The organism is Streptomyces fagopyri (genome assembly GCF_009498275.1).
GTDB classification, from domain to species: Bacteria; Actinomycetota; Actinomycetes; order Streptomycetales; family Streptomycetaceae; genus Streptomyces; species Streptomyces fagopyri.
In genome coordinates this window covers 8,358,266-8,373,745 of record NZ_CP045643.1, presented here as the reverse complement: position 1 = coordinate 8,373,745, position 15,480 = coordinate 8,358,266, and the positions used below count along the sequence as shown (strand labels likewise).

Annotated in this window: 13 protein-coding genes; 4 read left to right on the top strand and 9 right to left on the bottom strand. The window is 71.0% G+C overall.

Going from position 1 to position 15,480, the window contains the following annotated elements; translation table 11 throughout:
- Positions 1-59 precede the first annotated feature (59 nt).
- Together GFH48_RS36175 and GFH48_RS36170 are read right to left on the bottom strand one after the other, a co-directional pair.
- On the bottom strand, positions 60-494 hold the full coding sequence (locus GFH48_RS36175; protein WP_153292277.1) for an ATP-binding protein: 435 nt from the start codon (positions 492-494) through the stop codon (positions 60-62).
- Between the two features lie 266 nt (positions 495-760).
- Positions 761-1,021: a WhiB family transcriptional regulator gene (locus GFH48_RS36170; RefSeq protein WP_153292276.1), complete on the bottom strand. Its 261-nt coding sequence runs from the start codon at positions 1,019-1,021 to the stop codon at positions 761-763.
- 246 nt (positions 1,022-1,267) lie between these two features.
- On the opposite strand from GFH48_RS36170, the gene GFH48_RS36165 reads away from it, so the two are divergent.
- Complete coding sequence (locus tag GFH48_RS36165) at positions 1,268-1,972, top strand: GAF and ANTAR domain-containing protein (protein ID WP_153292275.1); 705 nt, start codon at positions 1,268-1,270, stop codon at positions 1,970-1,972.
- Positions 1,973-2,282: 310 nt separating this feature from the next.
- Here the strand turns inward: GFH48_RS36165 and sbnA are convergent, their stop codons facing one another.
- The 5 genes from sbnA to GFH48_RS36140 are packed head-to-tail and all read right to left on the bottom strand — an operon-like array spanning position 2,283 to position 11,404.
- Positions 2,283-3,326, bottom strand: coding sequence for a 2,3-diaminopropionate biosynthesis protein SbnA (gene sbnA, locus GFH48_RS36160; RefSeq protein WP_153292274.1), 1,044 nt, complete (start codon positions 3,324-3,326; stop codon positions 2,283-2,285).
- A gap of 38 nt (positions 3,327-3,364) precedes the next feature.
- Positions 3,365-4,444: a 2,3-diaminopropionate biosynthesis protein SbnB gene (gene sbnB, locus GFH48_RS36155; protein ID WP_153292273.1), complete on the bottom strand. Its 1,080-nt coding sequence runs from the start codon at positions 4,442-4,444 to the stop codon at positions 3,365-3,367.
- Positions 4,441-5,445, bottom strand: coding sequence for a TauD/TfdA family dioxygenase (locus GFH48_RS36150; RefSeq protein WP_153292272.1), 1,005 nt, complete (start codon positions 5,443-5,445; stop codon positions 4,441-4,443). The genes sbnB and GFH48_RS36150 overlap by 4 nt, the downstream gene beginning before the upstream one ends.
- A gap of 60 nt (positions 5,446-5,505) precedes the next feature.
- A complete protein-coding gene (locus GFH48_RS36145; protein WP_153292271.1) occupies positions 5,506-8,787 on the bottom strand; it encodes a non-ribosomal peptide synthetase in 3,282 nt (1,093 codons plus the stop codon).
- A gap of 13 nt (positions 8,788-8,800) precedes the next feature.
- Positions 8,801-11,404, bottom strand: a complete 2,604-nt coding sequence (locus GFH48_RS36140; RefSeq protein ID WP_153292270.1) for a Pls/PosA family non-ribosomal peptide synthetase — start codon at positions 11,402-11,404, stop codon at positions 8,801-8,803.
- A 482-nt stretch (positions 11,405-11,886) separates the two neighbouring features.
- Here GFH48_RS36140 and GFH48_RS36135 point away from each other — a divergent pair, with 482 nt between their 5' ends.
- A complete protein-coding gene (locus tag GFH48_RS36135) occupies positions 11,887-12,240 on the top strand; it encodes a VOC family protein (protein ID WP_153292269.1) in 354 nt (117 codons plus the stop codon).
- 193 nt (positions 12,241-12,433) lie between these two features.
- Complete coding sequence (locus tag GFH48_RS36130) at positions 12,434-13,540, top strand: DNA alkylation repair protein (RefSeq protein ID WP_153292268.1); 1,107 nt, start codon at positions 12,434-12,436, stop codon at positions 13,538-13,540.
- 48 nt (positions 13,541-13,588) lie between these two features.
- On the opposite strand, the gene GFH48_RS36125 is transcribed toward GFH48_RS36130, so the two are convergent.
- Positions 13,589-14,083: a winged helix-turn-helix transcriptional regulator gene (locus GFH48_RS36125; protein WP_153292267.1), complete on the bottom strand. Its 495-nt coding sequence runs from the start codon at positions 14,081-14,083 to the stop codon at positions 13,589-13,591.
- 381 nt (positions 14,084-14,464) lie between these two features.
- Between GFH48_RS36125 and GFH48_RS36120 the strand changes: the two genes are divergently transcribed.
- Positions 14,465-14,809, top strand: a complete 345-nt coding sequence (locus GFH48_RS36120) for a nuclear transport factor 2 family protein (protein ID WP_153292266.1) — start codon at positions 14,465-14,467, stop codon at positions 14,807-14,809.
- A 227-nt stretch (positions 14,810-15,036) separates the two neighbouring features.
- On the opposite strand, the gene GFH48_RS36115 is transcribed toward GFH48_RS36120, so the two are convergent.
- Positions 15,037-15,294: a hypothetical protein gene (locus GFH48_RS36115; protein WP_153292265.1), complete on the bottom strand. Its 258-nt coding sequence runs from the start codon at positions 15,292-15,294 to the stop codon at positions 15,037-15,039.
- Positions 15,295-15,480: the final 186 nt, after the last annotated feature.

Genomic DNA, 15,480 nt, shown 5'->3' with positions numbered 1-15,480 from the left:
GCGGCGCGCGGTGGGCCCGGAGAGCGACCGGGTGTCCGGAAGGCCGTACGGCCGGGAGCTCACCACGGCAGCAGGGCGTGCACGTCCTTCCCGTCCGGCCGCACCACGACGCTGACCCGGTGGCAGAGCGCGTGGACGAGGTGCCAGCCGATGCCGCCCGCCCCCCGCGACGGGTTCATGCGCCGGGGCGTGGGCGGCGTGGTACTGCTGTCGCGCAGTGTCACCTGCACGCCGTCGCCGGTGGGCCGTACCCGCAGCTCGAAGGGGCCGGGAGCGTACTGGATCGTGTTGGCGGCCAGCTCGGTCACCACCAGCAGGACGTCGTCCCAGTACTCGGGCGACGAGGGCGGTGAAGCCCGTGCGAGGACCCGGAGATAGCCCTCCGCCGAGAGGCGGGCGTCGGTCACGTCGCGCAATCGACCGGGAAAAACGACGTCGAGGCTCTCCAGCTCCTCGTCCGACGGCCGCTTGTCCCCGCGCGGATCACTTTCCATCACGCCTGCCCCGAACTCGTCGGCGGGATCTCTCCTCCCGCTCCACACCACGTGGACGCCACCTCTCGTGCACTTCTGCCCACGTGCCTGCCTCACTCGCCCAAGGGCTGTCCCGTGATCCCCGGTGGTTCGGCGCGCGGCGTGGGACGCGGTGCGTCGCGAAGGCGGAGGGGCGTCCTCGTACCGGGTGTGTCCGGGCGACCCCGACGACGCGGTGAGGTGCCGTGGCCGTCGTCGTGCGCCCGCCGGGGATCACGGGACAGCCCTTAGGTTCCGGCATCCCTGGCGGCGCGGCCGACCGTACGCCGCCTCAGCGCGCGCCGTTCGTTCTCGCTCGTCCCGCCCCAGACGCCGATGGTCTGCCCCGTGTCGAGCGCCCAGCGCAGGCACTCGTCACGGACGGGGCACTGCCGGCAGACGGCCTTCGCCTCCTCGACCTGCGGAAGCGCGGGGCCCGTGCTGCCGATGGGGAAGAAGAGGTCGGGGTCGACGGTGCGGCATGCCGCCGATTCGCGCCAGTTGTCCATGGGAACCTCCTGCGTTCGCGGTGCTGTCGTTCGTCGGACTTCGGTCTCCCTTCGGGTCACCGTTGATCCACGGGTGAAACACGGTGTCTTGCCGGGACGGCGTCGCTTGAACGGGAAACGACCACCGGCGGCCGTGCGCGGTCGCGCCCCGCGAAGGCGTCCGCGGGGCGCGACCGGGAAGTACGGGTGGCAAGATGGGACCCCTGGTGGGCGACGACGCGGCTTCAACAGCAGAGCAGGTGGCACATGTCACGTGAGCCCGGCGAGGTCTGGGAGCAGTTCGCCATCGCCCTGGCGGAAATGGCGCGCGATCTGCTGGCCCAGGACTCGGTCCAGGACACCTTGGACCGCATCGTGGAACACGCGACGGTGCTGATCAACGGCTGTGACGAGGCCGGCATCCTCACCGTGCGGCGCGGCGAGGTACGTGCTCTGGCGGCGACCGGCGACGTGGTGCGCCGCGCGGACCGGATCCAGCAGGACCTGCGGGAGGGCCCCTGCTTCGACGCCGTGACCGACCGTCAGCAGGTCTATGTCATCGAGGACCTGAGCCGGCCGCACGAACGCTGGTCGCGTTTCGCCCCCGAGCTGAGGAAGCTGGGCATGGGGAGCGTGATGGGTTTCCTCCTGTTCACCGAGGACGACGAACTGGGCGCCCTCAATCTGTACTCCCACCAGCCGCGTGCCTTCGACGAGGCCGCGCGGAGGGCCGGCTGGATCCTCGCCTCGCACGCCGCCGTGGCCTTCTCGGCGGCCCGCACGCACCAGCAGCTCGGCGACGCCCTGGAGACCCGCCACGAGATCGGCGAGGCGATGGGCATCCTCATGGAGCGCTACGGGCTGCCCGAGAACGCTGCCTTCAAGGTGCTCAAGAAGGCATCGCAGGACCGCAACATCAAGCTGCGCGAGATCGCCCGCCAGGTCTGCCAGACCGGCGAGAAGCCGGGCTGACCGCCGCGGAACCCGTACGGGGCGAGCCCGCCCGCGTGCTCGCCGGGCCCGGAGGGTGACCGTGCCGGGCCGCCGCCGAAGACCGCCGCCCAGAGCTCCACGAACTCGGCGTCCGCCGGTCGGGGGGCGCCGACCGTGCCTCGGGTCCGTACCCGAGACGGGACCGAACCGGACGCGGACCCGACTCGGGTACGGACCGAACCGGACGCGGACCCGACTCGGGTACGGGCCGAACCGGACGCGGGCCCGTTCACGACGTGGGCCCGCGCACCGGACGCCGTCGCACCGGCGTGGCCCGGAGACGCGTCGTTCAGCGGCTTCGGCGTCGGGGAGGCGTGTCCGGCGGTTCGGGTGGGTCGGGCGCGGGCCCGGCGCCGCTCTGACCGACGGCCACCTGTTCGGGGTCGAGAATGTTCTCGCCGTAGAGATCCTGCAGCCAGTTGGTCTGGTAGATGGTGTCGAGGTACCGCTCACCGAGGTCGGGGGCGATGGCCACCGCGGTGATGCCGGGCGCGTCCTGCCGGCCCAGCCAGTCCATGGCCCCGCTGACCACCGTCCCGGTGGAGCCGCCGAAGACGAAGCCGCGGCGGGCCAGCCGGTGGCACGTGCGGATGGTGTCCGCCTCCTCCACCCGGATCACCTCGTCCACGAAGGACTCGTCGAGCAGGGGCGGCCGCATGCTCATGCCCAGGCCCGGGATCATCCGGCGGCCCGGTGTGCCGCCGAAGGCCACCGAGCCGACGCTGTCGACGGCGACGATCCGCACCGGCCGGTGCCATGTGCGGAAGTAGCGTGCGCAGCCCATCAGGGTCCCGGTGGTGCCCGCCCCGACGAACAGGACGTCCAGGCCCGGGAAGTAGCTGGCGATCTCGGGCGCCGTCGTGCGGTAGTGCGCCTTCCAGTTGCCCGGGTTGGTGTACTGGCTGAGCCACACGTACCGGTCGTCGGAGGCGCACAGCGCGCGGACGTAGTCGATCCGCGCGCCGAGGAAACCCGCGTTGGCGTCCAGTTCGGAGATGACGTGCACCTCGCTGCCGAGCGCCTCCATCAGCAGTCGGGTCGAGAGGTTGCACCGGGAGTCCGTGACGCACAGGAACTGGTAGCCCTTGCTCGCGGCGATCGTGCTCAGGGCCACGCCCAGGTTCCCGGACGACGACTCCACCAGGATCGAGTCCGGCTTCAGGACCCCCTCGCGCTCGGCGCTCTCCACCATCTCGTTCGCCGCTTTCAACTTGATGGAGCCGGCGAAGTTGAAGCCTTCGCACTTCAGATACAGCGAATGCCCGAGGATCGACCGGAGGTCGACGTAGAGCTGGCTTTCGTTGAAGGCGTGGGGAGCGGAGATGACGGGCACGGTGGGCCTCCTGATGCCAGGGCTGAGGTGGTTCCGCTTCAGCCGTACCGACGCAGGTCGTGGAAGAAGTCGTCGACGAGACGCAGGTCCCCCTTCCGGGCCACTTCGTCGTACACGTACTTGCCGACGGCGAGGTCGAGGACACCGAGCCCGAAGGGCGAGAAGATCACGGTCCGGTCGGCCGGCGGGGTCAGCCGTCCGGTCAGCACGTCGTCGAGGGTGCCGTCCAGGAAGTCCCGGCCGCCGGTGAGCTGTTCGGCCAGGTGGGGCGAGGTGTCGGCCTTCAGGCAGTGCTCGACGTCGTCGACGATGTTGGCGGCGGCGAGCAGCACCTCGGGGGCGAGGTCGCGCAGCGACACGTTCAGGACCAGGGGGTGGTGGGAGAACCAGTCCGGGTCGGTGACATGGGGTTCGCCCGCGACGGTCGCGAAGACCACCAGGTCGCTGGCGCGGATCAGCTCCTCGGTGCTGTCGTGGACCGTGATCCCAGGGGCGTGCCCGGTGGTCCCGGCCTCCCGCAGATAGCCGGAGAAGCCCGCCGCGCTGTCGGCCGACAGGTCGTGCACGCCCACGGTGTCGAAGGTCCAGCCGGTGCCTGCCAGGAAGGTGTGGATGTAGCGGGCGATGAGGCCGGTGCCGACGAATCCGACCCGGGTGGGGCGGGGGCGGCCGTGGCTGAGCCGGTCGGCCGCCAGCGCGGCGGAGGCCGCGGTCCTGGTGGCGCTGATGACGGAGCTCTCCAGGCAGGCGAAGGGGTAGCCGGTGTCGTGGTCGTTGAGGACGAGGACCGCGGAGGCCCGGGGGATGCCCGCCTGGACGTTGCCCGGGAAGCTGGAGATCCACTTCATGCCGTCCACCCGGATCGGCCCGCCGATGGACGCGGGCAGCGCGATGATCCGGTCCGCCGGGCGGTCGGGGAAGCGCAGGAAGTACGAGGGCGGGTTGACCGAGTCCCCGGCGCCGTGCAGCCGGTAGGCGGCCTCGACCAGTTCCACGAGCTGTCGTTCGCGTCCGGCGAGTGCCTGCTGCACCTGCGCGCCGGAGATCACCGCGAAGGTGGGCGCCGTGGCGGAACGGGGAGCGGCGGACTCGGTGAGGGGTGAGGGCAGAACGGTCATCGCCGGCCTCCGTCCGGGGTGGGGCGGCGGTCCGCGGACCGCCGCGGCTCGGCCATGGCGACCAGCACCTCACGGTCTCCGGTGTATGCCTCCCGGCTGTGCGCCGTGCGTACGTTGTCGACCAGCAGCATGTCGCCGGCCTGCCAGGGCTCGCGCCGGGTGTGGTCCTCGTAGGTGGCGTTGATGAGCCGGACGACGTCCTCGCCGATCGGGGAACCGTCCCCGAAGCGGGTGTTGAACGGCAGCCCGTCCGCGCCGTAGACGTCCACCAGGTACTCGCGCACCTCGGGGGCCAGGGTCCACTCGTTGAGGAAGGCGATCTGGTTGAACCAGCAGCGCCTGCCGGTGAGCGGGTGCCGCACGACGGCGTCGCGGCGCTGCCGTGTGCGCAGGGACCCGTCGGGCTCCCAGCCGAAGTCGATGGCGTGGTCGTGGCAGTAGCGCTCGACGGCGGCGTGGTCGTCGGTGCCGAACGACTCGGTCAGGGACGCCCCGATCTCGTCGTTGTAACTGCGGGTGAGCAGCCAGCCCTCGCGTTGGAACCGCTCGGTCAGCTCGGCGGGCAGTGCCTGGAGGACCCGCTCGGCGTCGGCCACGGCGGTCGCCCCGCCCTGGCCGGGCGCCGTCAGGCAGGCGAACAGCATCAGGCCGGGGAACTCCTGCCGGTAGCTCAGCTCGTGGTGCATGCACATCGGCTGGTTGGCGGGCCAGGTGGACGAGGAGTACAGGCCGGGTCCGCGGACCTGCCGGGGCGCGAACGCCTCCCTGTCCTCCATCGGGTCGCCGCCCAGTCCCCTGAAGACGGCACCGGCCTGATCCGCGGCCCGCAGCCCCAGCCCCCGGACGAGCAGTGCGCCGTGCTCCGCGACCTGGCCGCGCAGCGCCTCGCGGTTCTCCGCCGCCCAGGCGGGCGCGTCACCGGGGGCGTCGACGCGCAGGATCGGGGGTTTGCCGGGGTGCAGTTCCACCTCGGGCAGGGCTGCCAGGAACGAGGACGACATCGGGATTCCTTTCGGTTGCCGCTCAGGTGGGTGAGGTCCGCTCAGGTGGGTGAGGGCCGCTCACGTCGGTGAGGGGGAGGCGAGCAGTTCGGTGGCGTCCAGCACCGCCTGCGCGGCCGCTTCGGGCCGGGTGCGCGGGAAGTAGTGGCCACCGTCGGCGAGTTCGTGCAGCTCCACCTGTTCGGCCAGGAGCTGCCAGTCGCGGTAGCGGTCGGCGAACCCCGCCGTGTGGGGGTCGTCGGCGGCGACGACCACGGTGACCGGCACGGTGAGCCTGGCCGCAGGAGGGCTTTCCAGGAGGTCGGTGAGACAGCGGTGCGCGGCCACGCAGTCGTTCCGGTAGGCGGCACCGATCCGTTCGGCCTGGAGGGCGTTCAGCTCACCGAGTTCGGCGTACCCGCTGTCCGAACTCAGCCCGGCGGCGATCTCGGCGTTGCTCCGCCGGGCCAGTTCCGCGACGGCCGCACGCCGGTCGTCGGCGGTACCCAGGAGCTGGGCACCCAGGAACACGCGGGGCACGTCCACTCCGCGCTCCCGCAGCAGTCTCGCCGTCTCCAGGGCCGCGGCGGCGCCCGACGAATGTCCCCAGAGCACGACCCGGGTCAGGCCGCGGCCGGCGATCTCGGTGACCACCTGCCGCGCCGCCTGTGCCAGCGGCACGAACGGCTCCTCGTGGGCGGCCGGGTCGTGGCCGGGCAGGTCGACGGCGTAGACCGAGGGGCCATGGCCCGTGGCCGCCAGGGCGACGGCCATCGGCCGGAAGTTGACCGCGTTGCCGCCCGCGTGCGGGAAGCACACCAGGGCGCACTCCGAGGGGCCGTCCGATTCCACGAGCCGCTGGAGCAGGCCGTGGCGCCGGAGCGCGGCGCCGTCGAGAAGTGCGGCGAGGTCGGCGAGCACCGGGTGGGAGGTGATGTCCTTGAGGGACACCGCGCGGTCCAGGGCGACGGTGAGTTTCACGGCTGTCAGCGAGGTGCCGCCGGATTCGAAGAAGTGGTCCTGGCGGCCGACGCTGTGCTCGGGTACGCCCAGCAACTCGGCCCACACGCACGCGAGTTTCCGCTCGGCGGGGGTGTCCGGAGCGTTCCGGAGCTGTCCGCCACGGTCGGCGCCGGCACCCGTCGCCGTCTGTTCGGCCAGCGCGGTCAGGGCTTTCGTGTCGGTCTTCCCGTTGGCGGTCAGGGGCAGGCTCCGCTGCCAGTGGAAGGCGGAGGGAATCATGTAGTCGGGCAGTACGGCGCCCAGCGCCTCGCGCAGCACGTCCGTCCGCAGGGACCGGCCGCAGTAGTAGGCGATCAGGTGCTTGCCGCCGCCGGCCGACTCGGCGACCACCACCGCGCCGTCCCGGACTCCGGGCACCCGCAGCAGGGTGTTCTCGATCTCGCCGATCTCGATGCGGAAGCCCCGGATCTTGACCTGGTTGTCCCGGCGGCCCAGGAACTCCAGCGAGCCGCCCGGATGCCAGCGCCCCCGGTCGCCGCCCAGGTAGAGCCGCTCCCCCGACCGGTACGGATCCTTCCGGTACGCCTCACGGGTCCGCTCGGGGTCGTTGACGTACCCCCGGCCCACGCAGACCCCGGAGAACGCGATCAGGCCCGGCGCGCCGAGCGGCACCAGTGACAGGTGCTCGTCGACGACGTAGACGTGCACGTTGTTGACCGCGCGTCCGAGCAGCACACGGTCCGGCACGCCGTCCATGATCTCGTGGTTGGTGTCGTCCGACGTCTCGGTCAGCCCGTAGGCGTTGACGAGCCCGATCCCCGGCTGGATCGCGAACCAGCGCTGGACCAGTTCCCGCTTCAGCGCCTCTCCGGTCACCGACACCCGGGTCAGGTCGGGCAGTTCGCGGGGGTGCAGCTCCAGGTAGGACACCACCACCTCCAGGTAGGAGGGCACGAGCTGCGCCACACCCACCCGGCCCTCGACCAGTGTGTCGACGAACCGTTCCACGTCGACGATCACCTTCTGTCCGACGAGCAGCGTCCTGCCGCCCACCAGCAGCGGGGCCAGCAGCTGCCACAGCGAGATGTCGAAGCACTGGGGGGCCGTCTGCGCCACCACGCGGTCCTGGTCGATCCCCAGGTCGTCGATCTTGGCGTAGAGGTGGTTGAGCATGCCGGCGTGCTCGCACATCGCGCCCTTGGGCTCGCCGGTGGAGCCGGAGGTGAAGTAGATGTAGGCCAGTTGACCTGCCGTCACCCTCACTCCGACGTCACCGTCGTCGTGCTGTTCCGCGTACGCCGTCTCGACCAGCAGTCTCCCGACGCCCTGGAGCGCGCCCAGCGCCCGGTCGAGCGTGTCGGCGCTGCCGGACTCGGTCAGCACGAGCCGGCACCCGGCCCGCGACAGGGTCGCCTCGATGCGTCCCGCGGGGAAATGGGGCTCGATCGGCAGATAGACGCCGCCGGCCTTGAACACCGCCAGCACCGCGGCGAGCCAGTCGAGGTTGCGTTCGGTGACGACGCCGACCGCTTCCTCCCGGCCCAGTCCGCGGGCCAGCAGGGCCCGCGCGAGCCGGTTCGCGCGCGCGTTGAGTTCCCCGTACGTCCACGTCTGTTCGCCGTGGACCGCCGCGACCGCCTCCGGATGCGCGCGCACCCGCTGTTCGAACAGTTCGTGCGCCCGTCCTTCGGGCAGCGGCCGCCGTGGTCCGGCCAGCGCCTGGAGCTGGTACCGCACCTCCTCGGGCGACAGCAGGCTCTGCTGTGCGTGGTCGGCGTCCGCGTCGGCCGCCATCAGCGTGAGCGCGGCGAGGTGGTGGCCGGCGATGCGGGCCGCGCACTCGGCGTCCAGCACCTCGGTGCGGTACCGCAGCCTCAGCACGGGATCCGCGCCGCGATCGCACCAGCCCACATCCAGCGCCACGCCGTCGGCCAGGACACCCGCGGTTCCGGTGGGGTCGAACGTGATCTCGTACGACGGCCCGGTCGTCCCCGACTCCCGGCGCAGCGCGTCCACGGGGAAGTCCCGGTGTGCCAGCAGATCGGACTCGGCCCCGCGGACAGCCACCACGAGCCGGCGCCACGACTGCGGGGCCACGGTCAGCCGGCAGGGCAGCGGACCCGCGTCCGTCCCCGCGACGGCGTATCCCGTCACCACGTCCGGCTCACCGGACAGCACGGCCAGTACCTTCGCGTGCGCGGCCAGCAGCACCGAGCTCACCGGCGCGCCCACGTCGCGTGCCAGGCCGCGCACGGTCTCCATCACGTCGCCCGGCACCACCGTCTCGTGCTCGGCGACGCCCGCGACCGGTTCCCGCGACCACCGTGGGGCCGGGGTGAATCCCCCGGCGGCCAGTACACGGCCCCAGTACTCCCGGTCCGCCTCCACGTTCGCTCCCATCGAATGGCCTTCCTCAACTCGCCGTGGCCGCGTCGCCGCCGGCCGAGTACGTCGCCGCCACCGCTGCCGCGCCGACGGCGTCGGGGTGCGCCGGGGCGGCCGCGGTCTCCACGGCGGGGTTCCCTCCCCAGTGCGCGAGCGGAGGGACCTCCTCGCCCTTCATGAGGAAGGAGTCGGGTGCCAGCACGGCACCGTCACCCATCGTCACGCCGTAGTGCACGTGGGCGCCGACCCCGAGGGTGCAGCCGGCACCGAGGGTGGTGCGGTCGGACTTGAAGGTGCCGTCCTCCTGCGAGTGGCACTGGATCTTGCTACCGGCGCTGAGGGTGCAGTCGTCCCCGATCGCGGCGAGCGTCCGCTCCGTCAGGTAGCAGCCGTCGTCGAAGACCCTTCGGCCGGTACGGACGCCCAGCAGCCGCCAGATCACGTTCTTGAACGGGGTCCCGTTGAAGATGTTGAGGTAGTGGTCCGGCACCTTCCACAGGCGCTCGTGCCACCAGAAGTAGGGGTCGTAGATGGAGCACAACCGCGGGCTCAGCGGGCGGAATCGGGCCACACAGCGTTCCACCAGGACGAAGTACAGGGCGGTGAACGTCAGGGTGATCGGCACGTACGCCCCGATCACGACGTGCCCGAGGACCCCGTACATGCTGACGGAGGCGAGACCGAACGCCGTGAGTGCCAGGGTGTGCAGCCAGCGCAGGAAGAGGAAGAGCGCCATCGTGCGGAGGTTGTAGCGGTTCTTCGCGGCGAGGTGGCGGTCGAGTTCCCCACCCGTGCGGAGATGGTCGAACCGGGAGTCGCGCTCCACCGACCGGGGGATCTCGAAGCACGGTGATCCGAGCAGTCCGACCCCGGTACGGACCTCGCCGTCCAGGGGAACCAGCACCTTCGTCGCGAGGAGGCAGTTCTCGCCGGTCCGGCCTCCGGCGGGATAGGCGATGTTGTTGCCGAGGAAGTTGCGCGGCCCGATCGTCGCCCGGGACACCCGGAAGGACGTGCTGGAGAAGTCCGCGTTGACGATCGAGAGGCCGTCCGCGATCATCGTCCCGCTGCCGACGGTCGCCAGGAGCGGCGTCTCGTGCTGCACCTCCGAGCCGAAGTTCGACCCGGTCTGCTCGACCTCCGACAGGTCGTAGCCGAGGCCCCGCAGGTAGGGCACGACGTACGAGCTGTCACCGAAGAGCCAGGCGAAGAACTTGATGTTCGTCATGGTCGTCGTCGCCCGGTGCAGCGCGTACTGGAAGCCGTACAGCGGATAGACCCGGTCGGGCTCGATGGCCAGACCCAGGAGGCGCGGCAGGGTGAACAGGGCGACAAGGCCCAGGACCACGAACCCGAAGAACAGCGCGACGGACAGGACCAGGGCGTCGGCGAGGAATCCGGACGACGTGATCGATGGCGTGGCCGCGTCCAGCCGCCGGCCGAGCGCCGGGATCTGGGCGAACAGCATGTACATCCCGCCGACGGCCAGCGGGAGGTAGAGGAAGAACAGCTGGAGCAGGCCGGCGATCCCGAACCAGGCCCTGCGCGGCGTGCCGCAGGCCGCGGGAGCGACCCGTACGTGGTCGACGCGCGTGGGTTCAGCCGGGGAGCCGTGGCGGCGCTCGCCGTCCGGGACGGTCTGGCCGCGGTACAGGGCGGACGAGTGGCCGAGCTGGGCTCCGTCGCCCATCGCCGTGTCGATGTCGAGGACGGTCTTCTCACCGACGAACACGTCGCGGCCGAGTGTGACCGGGCCGGTCTGGATCCGTCCCGAGTGGGCCCGGTAGCAGAGGAAGAACGAGTCCTTGCGGATCACCGTCCCGGAGCCGATCGTGAGCAGGTCGGTGCAGACGGGGACCGAGCGGGAGAGGATCGTGACTCCGCCGCCGATGCGCGCGCCGAGCGCCCGCAGATACAGCACGTACAGCGGACTGCCGACGAAGAAGATCATCGGATTGGCGTGGAGCAGGACCTTGACGAGCCAGAAACGCAGATAGGTCAGACCCCAGACGGGGAATTCACGGGATTTCCAGCGGCCGACGAGAATCCATTTGGCGACGATCGGGAATCCGCACAGCGCGATGAATCCGAGACCGCCGAACAGGAACGACCGCACATAGACGTCGACGAGGCCGGATCCGGCGGCGATCCATTCGTATCCGCGGGCGGCGACCAGGCCGGAGAAGAAGGAGTACCCGAGGAAGAAAAGCAATTGGGCGGTTCCGCACAGGACGTAGCGCGACGTGCTCGGCCGCGGCACCGGGATCGGCGACGGTGCGGGAACCGACGGTGACGCGGAGAGCGGCGCGTCGACGGGCGCCGGGACGGCCGCCACCAGAGCCGCCGCCAGGCTACGGATCGTGGGGTATCGGTAGATGTCCTTCATCGACGCGGACGGCAGGTCCGGACGCTTCCTGACCCGTGCGCAGAACTGGGCCATGACCAGCGAGTTGGCCCCGAGGTCGTCGAAGAAGTGGCTGTCGACCGGGACGCGTTCCGCGGACACGACGCCTGCCAGCACCCCGGCGAGTTCCCTCTCGGTCTCCGCCGTCGCCGGGTCGGCGCCGCTCGGCTTGGCGGCGACTGGTTCGTCCGGGCCGATTATGAAGACCTCGGAGGACTGCTCCACCATTCGACCTCCTGAGAAGACATTTCGGCTCCCGATTTGTCGCGGGCGGCCGGTCCGGTGTCCTCACGCTCCGGCGAATGGCCCGACCGAGCCGTTTCCGAGCCACGAGACCGTGCTCTCCTACGTGATCACGAAACCGTGGAGTTCAGTCTCATTCGTCCCCTCCCAGGCTGCCACTCCGCATCGGCCTCACGGAAACCACGGCACCGCGCGACAGGCTTCTGGCCCCTGGTCCCTTACACCGGTGGAGTAACGCGCGCTTCACCCGAATGGCGGGCCGTCGCGGCAGGTCCGGAGAGAGGCGACAGGGCTCGCGGAGAGGGGGCCGCCGACGACCGGCGCGGGCACCATCGGCCCCTTCCGTGCGGCGAGCCCGCTCCGTGCGCCGCGACGGCACCCCTGACCAGTCCGTCATGGAGACGGGGCGTGGCGGGCGATGGTGTGGTGGCCGGCCCGCCCGGTGGGCGTCCTGACAAGATGGCCGCATGGAACGTGTGCTGGGAATCGGTGGGTACTTCATGCGGGCCGCGGACCCGGCGGTCCTGGGCGCCTGGTATCGCGACTGTCTGGGCCTGGACGCGGACGAGCACGGACTGTGGGGTCAGGAAGCCGGGCCGACGGTGTTCGCGACCTTCGAGTCCGAGACCGACTACTTCGGATCCCGCGCCCAGCGGACCATGCTCAACTTCCGGGTCCGCGACCTGGACGCGATGCTCGCGCAGTTGCGGGCGAAGGGCGCGGACGTGGCCGGCGAGACGCAGGACATGGAAGGTGTCGGCCGGTTCGGCTGGGTCACCGATCCCGAGGGCAATCGGATCGAGCTGTGGCAGCCCGCCTGACCGTGCCTCCACCCGGGCGGTGACGCCTCGGCCGGGCCCACCGGGCCACCGAGGCGCGCACCTCGGCCGGGCTAGGCGAACCTGTTACTGCTAATCTAGAAGTAACAGGTTCGGGGACGGCATCCCCTCCACGCCAGGAACTCCCGCGAACCCTCCCCCCGAGTTCCGCGTGCGCGGAGACAAGGAGCGTCACGTGCCGCTGGCCGAGGAACTGCTGGGCTCGGCGGCGGTGGCCGCTCTCGCCGACTGTCTCGACAGGGCCGGGCGGCCGCACGACGCGAAGGCCGTTCGCACGTGCGGGAAGCGGCTCGACGGGCTGGCCCTGCGTGAACGCAGCGACCTGGTGCGGGACGTCCTGACAGCGAGTCTCCCCGAGGGATACGCCGCGACACAGACCGTCGTCCGCACGGCACTCGCCGACCCCGGGTTCACCGGCTGGATGATCTGGCCGGTGACGGAGGCCGTCGTCACCCGCGCCCTGGAGGACGACGATCCGGACTCCTTCGAGGCCGCACTGCACCTGCTGGCCGAACTCACCCCCCGGCTGACCGCCGAGTTCGCCATCCGGCGGATGCTCAGGGCCGATCTCGCCCGGACCCTCCGCGTCGTCCAGCGGTGGACCGACCACCCCGACGAGCACGTGCGGCGGCTGGCGAGCGAGGGGACACGCCCCCGGCTGCCGTGGGCGATCCGGGTACCCGGACTCCTGACGAGCCCCGAACTCACCCGCCCGGTACTCGACGCGCTCTACCGAGATCCGTCCGAGTACGTGCGGCGCTCGGTGGCCAACCATGTGAACGACATCAGCCACGCCGTCCCCGACCTGGCCGTCGAGGTGGCGGCCGGGTGGAGCGCGGCGCCGGACGAACACACCCCCCGGGTCGTACGGCACGCGCTGCGCACGGCCGTGAAGAAGGGACACCCCGGGGCACTGTCCCTGATGGGCTTCGAGCCGGCGACGGAGGTCGCCGTCCTCGGTCCGCAGCTCGACGAGGACCGGGTGGCGGTGGGCGACGAGATCACCTTCGCGTTCGACGTCGCCAACGAAGGGGCGGCACCGGCCAAGCTGGTGATCGACTATGTGATCCACTACCAGAAGGCGAACGGCAGCACCGCGCCCAAGGTCTTCAAGCTCACCACCAGGACACTCGACGCGGGCGAACGCGTCTCGATCAGCCGGCGGCACTCGTTCAGGAAGATCACCACCCGGGTCTTCCATCCAGGTGCGCACGCCCTGGAACTCCAGGTCAACGGCGAGGTGCGCGGCCGCGCGGAGTTCACCCTGCTCGCACCGTCCTGACCAGCACTCCACCGGAGGAGGGGTGAAGCCCGGCCGGGACGGGGACGGTCAGGAGCCGTTCGGCAGGTCGGCGTACCGGGTCCGCATGGCCTCGCTCGCGGCCGGACCGGCCCTGAAGACGAACTCGTCGGTGTCGACGCGCCGGCCCGTCGTCCGGTCGACGACCACGGGGTCGGCCTCGGCGCCGGTCCGCGCGTCGACCAGGATCATGGCCCGCTCGTCCGCGTCGAGCCGGGAGTTGCCCCAGGCGGCGAGGGCGACGATGACGGAGCGCAGCGAGCGACCGTACTCCGTGAGGACGTACTCGTAGCGGTCGGGGCGGGTCTGGTACCGGCGGCGCTCGAAGAGTCCTTCCGCCACCAGGGACTTGAGCCTGCTCGTCAGCATGCTGGACGAGATGCCGAGGTTCTCCTGGAACTGGTCGAACCTGGTGAAGCCGTCGAAGGCGTCATGCAGGATCAGCAGGGTCCACCACTCGCCCACATGCTGGACGGTCTGGGACAGCGGGCACTCGCGGTCCTCCAGGCGAATTCGGGCCGGCATGCGCGCCCCCTTCTCCGTCAGCGGTGTCAGAGATGTCGGTGATGTCAGAGATGTCAGCGGTATCCGTGACCGACTCCCAGAAACTTCTATCTTAGCAGTATGTGAGACACCCCTCGGCCGTCGCGGTCAGGACCGCCCACCCGCCACACTTCGCCCGCCGCGACGCCGCGACGCCGCCACGCCCACCGAGTTGCGCCTCGCCTGGTCACTGCTATCGTCGAAGTCAGTTACTTTGAATTTAGCAGCGACTCGCCACGCGTCGCCGCTGCGCCCGTCCTCACGACGGCCCCCGTCACCCGCACGGGCCGCCCGGCCGAACAGCCTCCCTCGCGGCACTCGGCCGGCCGTCCCGCGTCCCCACGCGACCAGAAGGAACATCCCATGGCACCCGTCACCCTCGACACACTCCCCCAGGCCGTCACCCGATTCCTGGCCGCCCACCGCCTGCACGACACCGCGGCGCAGCTCGCGAACTTCACCCCGGACGCGACGGTGACCGACGAAGGGGCGACCCACAGCGGCATCGACGCCGTCGAGCGATGGCTGAACCGGACCGCCGGCGAGTACACCTACACGATCGAGCCCACCGCGGTCCACGAGACCTCCGACCGGGAGTACACGGTCACCCAGCGGCTCGAAGGCGACTTCCCCGGCGGGATCGTCGATCTGAACTTCCGGTTCACCCTGCGCGACGGACTCATCGAGCGACTCGTCATCGAGCCCTGAGTCGGCACGCCGCCACCGGCACCCGACCGAGCCCGGCGCCTTCCGCACCCGGATCCGCACCCGCCGCACCGACGAGCCCGCGGCCGGGACCGTGAACACCCGCCGGCCGCTCACCGGGACCGTGCACGCCGGTCGGCCGACGGTGGAGACCGTACGGGACCTCACAGCACCCCGGAGGCCGCCGCCGGACGCGATCCGGCGGCGGCCTCCGGGCCGGCGGTGTGCGACTACTGCTCCCGCTGCTCGGTGCGGTTGAGGCCCCGGGCGATCTCCTGGAGGATCTCCAGTTCCTGCTTCCCCGTCATCTCCGCCAGCTGCCGCAGAAGCAGGGCGCACAGCCCCGTCACACCGTCCGCGACCTGGTCGAGGTTCCCGTCCGACTCCGCGCGCTCCATCATGTACTTGGTCATGAGGTTGTCGCCGGACACATAGGCGGTCATGGCCTCGATACCGAGGCGCACGCGGTCGTAGTCGCTCGTCGTCATCGCGCAACCGTCGCATGCCCGGCGCGATCATGCCACTGTCCGCCGGGGATCGGCGCTCCCCCGCCTCCCGCTCCCCCTTCCCCGCGATCGGACGACGCTCACAGGGGCGGCGACGCGGGCCCGTGACCCCACCCGCGCCACAGCGTTCCGAGACCGTCCGCGACCGGAACGAACTCGTTCCGCGTG